The sequence below is a fragment of the Pseudomonas sp. 05T35 genome, assembly GCF_056396605.1.
Genome location: NZ_JBFTLU010000470.1, coordinates 1 through 3,371, shown reverse-complemented (window position 1 = coordinate 3,371; position 3,371 = coordinate 1). Strand labels below are relative to the sequence as shown.

General features: G+C 58.6%; 4 protein-coding genes. All 4 read left to right on the top strand.

Features of this window, described 5'->3' with window-relative positions:
• Positions 1-35: 35 nt before the first annotated feature.
• Entirely contained in the window at positions 36-1,157 is a 1,122-nt protein-coding gene (locus AC1DH9_RS25470) for a beta-ketoacyl-ACP synthase III (RefSeq protein WP_427540634.1), read from the top strand.
• A 61-nt stretch (positions 1,158-1,218) separates the two neighbouring features.
• Positions 1,219-1,827: an RNA polymerase sigma factor gene (locus AC1DH9_RS25465; RefSeq protein ID WP_427540637.1), complete on the top strand. Its 609-nt coding sequence runs from the start codon at positions 1,219-1,221 to the stop codon at positions 1,825-1,827.
• Positions 1,821-2,057, top strand: coding sequence for an anti-sigma factor family protein (locus tag AC1DH9_RS25460; RefSeq protein WP_427540640.1), 237 nt, complete (start codon positions 1,821-1,823; stop codon positions 2,055-2,057). Before AC1DH9_RS25465 ends, AC1DH9_RS25460 begins: the two co-directional genes overlap by 7 nt.
• A 122-nt stretch (positions 2,058-2,179) precedes the next feature.
• Positions 2,180-3,304, top strand: coding sequence for a GNAT family N-acetyltransferase (locus tag AC1DH9_RS25455; protein ID WP_427540643.1), 1,125 nt, complete (start codon positions 2,180-2,182; stop codon positions 3,302-3,304).
• Positions 3,305-3,371 lie beyond the last annotated feature (67 nt).

The window sequence follows — 3,371 nt, the reverse complement described above, 5'->3', positions numbered from 1 at the left end:
AATACTTTCTGCCTGAACAGATTAGAGAAACGACCATGCATAATGTCGTCATCAGCGGCACCGGCCTGTACACACCGGCCAACAGCATCTCCAACGAAGAGCTGGTGCAGTCTTTCAATACTTACGTCGCTCAGTTCAATGCTGACAACGCTGACGCCATCGAGCGCGGTGAAGTGGAAGCGTTGACCGAATCCAGCGCCGCCTTTATCGAAAAAGCCTCGGGGATCAAAAGCCGCTTTGTCATGGACAAGGAGGGCATTCTCGATCCAAAGCGCATGGCACCTCGTTTGCCCGAGCGTTCCAATGACGAATGGTCGGTGCTTTGCCAGATGGCCATTGGCGCTGCCGAGCAGGCCCTGCAACGCGCCGGCAAGACGGCGGCGGACATCGACGGGGTGATCGTTGCCTGCTCCAACCTGCAACGTGCCTATCCGGCCATTGCAATCGAAGTCCAGGAAGCGCTGGGTATCGAAGGTTTCGGTTTTGACATGAACGTGGCCTGTTCCTCGGCGACATTCGGCATTCAGGCTGCCGCCAACAGCGTACAGCTGGGCCAGGCCCGGGCGATCCTGATGGTCAACCCGGAAGTCTGCACCGGTCACCTGAACTTCCGCGACCGCGACAGCCACTTCATCTTCGGTGACGCCGCCACTGCGGTAATCATCGAACGTGCCGACCTGGCCACGTCCAAGTATCAGTTCGACATCGTCAGCACCAAACTGCTGACCAAGTTCTCCAACAACATTCGCAACAACTTCGGCTTCCTCAACCGCGCGGCGGAAGAGGGCATCGGTGCCCGTGACAAATTGTTCGTCCAGGAAGGCCGCAAGGTGTTCCGTGATGTCTGCCCGATGGTCGCGGAACTGATCGCTACCCACCTGGACGAAAACAAGCTGAACATCAGTGACGTGAAGCGTTTCTGGCTGCACCAGGCCAACCTCAGCATGAACCACCTGATCGTCAAGAAGCTGCTGGGCCGCGAAGCCACCGAAGAAGAAGCCCCGGTGATTCTCGACACGTATGCCAACACCAGCTCCGCCGGTTCGGTGATTGCCTTTCACAAGAACCAGGACGATTTGCCAGCTGGTTCGCTGGCAGTACTCAGCTCGTTTGGTGCCGGTTATTCGATTGGCAGCGTGATTCTGCGCAAGCGTTGAGTTGTGAAGGGCAGTGACAAGCCTGAGTCATGCACCCCCTCGCCACAGGAAATCAGTATTGATGACTGACGACACGCAACTGCTCGCCCGCCTGTTGGCGGGCGAGCAGCAGGCTTTCAAGGAGTTGGTCGGCACCTACCAGAGCGCCATGCGGGCGGTGGCTTATGCCATCGTCGGTAACCGGCATGCCGACGAAGTGGTGCAGGATGCCTGGCTGTCGGTGGTGCGCAACCTGAACGGGTTCGAGGGGCGTTCCAGCCTCAAGACCTGGCTGTTGACCATCACCGCCAACGCGGCAAAAGGTCGATACAAACAAAACCGCCGGGAAGTCTTGCTCGATGACCTGCCGTCACCCCACGGCACCATCGATGATGATCGTTTCTCCGCCGCTGATGGCCACTGGCTGGTGGCGCCGTTCAGCTGGCATCAGGACACCCCGGAAGCGCTGCTCACCGAAAACGAACTGCGTGAATGCCTGGAGCATACCTTGCTCAGCCTGTCGGAACTGCAAAGCAGCGTGCTGCTGTTGCGTGAGCGCCAGGGCCTGGAGCTGGAGGAAATTTGTAATCTTCTGGAGATCTCGCTCTCCAATGTTCGTGTGCTGCTGCACCGCGCACGGTTGAAGGTGTTTGCAACCGTGGAGCATTTTGAGGAAACCGGCGAATGTTGACCTGTAAGGAACAAGTAGCGCGGTCCAGCGATTATCTCGATGGCCAGTTGAGCTTTCGTGAGCGGCTGATGGTGCGCCATCATTTGATGTTTTGCCCCAATTGCCGACGGTTCATCCGACAGATGCGCCTGATGCAGGCGACCTTGCGCGCCATGCCCGAAAAACCGCTTCCCGGTGTCGACGAGCTCGCCGCGCGGTTGGCCGCCGAACAGCAAAAGGGTAAACAGTAATTTCAGGTCACACCTCCCTCAGACTTCGTTTTGACCCCGCTTCGGCGGGGTTTTTATTTCGGCAAGGGCCGTGGATGGGCGATACTCGGCGGGTCTGTAGGCAACAACCGCAGGGGAACAGGATGCCGTTACACGTTTTGGACAGTCTGTCCGCCATCGCGCCTCAAGAGTGGGACGCGCTGGTGCCCGAGACTCAGCCGTTTCTGCGTCACGCTTTTCTCGGGGCGCTGGAAGACAGTGGCAGCCTGGGGCCGCAGTCCGGCTGGCAGCCGGAGCATCTGCTGCACATCGAAGACGGTCGGCTGCTCGCGGCAATGCCGAGTTACCGCAAATGGCATTCCTACGGCGAATACGTGTTCGACCATGCCTGGGCCGATGCCTGCGAGCGCGCCGGGATCGATTACTACCCCAAACTGTTGACGGCTGTGCCGTTCAGCCCGGTCAGCGGGCCACGGTTGCTGGCGGCGAATGTGCAGGATGGTTTCGAACTGCTGAACAGCATCCCGGGTTATCTGGAAATTGAAGGGCTCTCCAGCGCCCATATCAACTTTACCGACGCCTTTACCGACGCAGCATTGGCCGAGCAACCGGGCTGGTTGCAACGCATCGGTTGCCAGTACCACTGGCAGAATCGCGGTTATCGGGATTTTCAGGACTTCCTTGATGCATTGAGCTCACGCAAGCGCAAGCAGATGCGCAAGGAGCGTGAACAAGTGGCGGGGCAGGGCATCGAGTTTGAATGGCTTGAGGGGCATCAACTCGACCAGGCACAGTGGGATTTTGTCTATGCCTGTTACGCCAATACTTATGCGGTGCGTCGGCAGTCGCCGTACCTGACGCGGGAGTTTTTCAGCCTGTTGGCTGAACGCATGCCCGAAGCCATTCGGGTAGTCCTGGCCAAACAAGGATCACGGCCGGTGGCCATGGCCTTTAGCCTGGTCGGTGGCGATAGCTTTTATGGACGTTATTGGGGCTGCCTGGCGGAGTTCGACCGCCTGCACTTCGAGACCTGTTTCTATCAAGGCATGGACTATGCGATCGCCAACGGTTTCCAGCGTTTCGATGCCGGTGCCCAGGGCGAGCACAAATTGATTCGTGGTTTTGAACCGGTGATCACCCATTCCTGGCACTACTTGCGTCACCCGGGATTGAAGTCGGCGGTGAAGGATTTTCTTGAGCGCGAACGTTTGGGTGTCATGGGCTATGCAGAAGAAGCGAAGAGCGCCTTGCCCTACCGCCAGGGCTGACTTTCATTGGCGCTGGTGGCTATCTTCCGTAGCAGCTGCCGAGCCCGCGAGGCTGCGTCCGGCTGCG

Coding starts and splice junctions, on each gene's coding strand:
- AC1DH9_RS25465 (WP_427540637.1), top strand. CDS start 1,219: ATGACTGACGACACGCAACTGCTCGCCCGCCTGTTGGCGGGCGAGCAG.
- AC1DH9_RS25470 (WP_427540634.1), top strand. CDS start 36: ATGCATAATGTCGTCATCAGCGGCACCGGCCTGTACACACCGGCCAAC.
- AC1DH9_RS25455 (WP_427540643.1), top strand. CDS start 2,180: ATGCCGTTACACGTTTTGGACAGTCTGTCCGCCATCGCGCCTCAAGAG.
- AC1DH9_RS25460 (WP_427540640.1), top strand. CDS start 1,821: ATGTTGACCTGTAAGGAACAAGTAGCGCGGTCCAGCGATTATCTCGAT.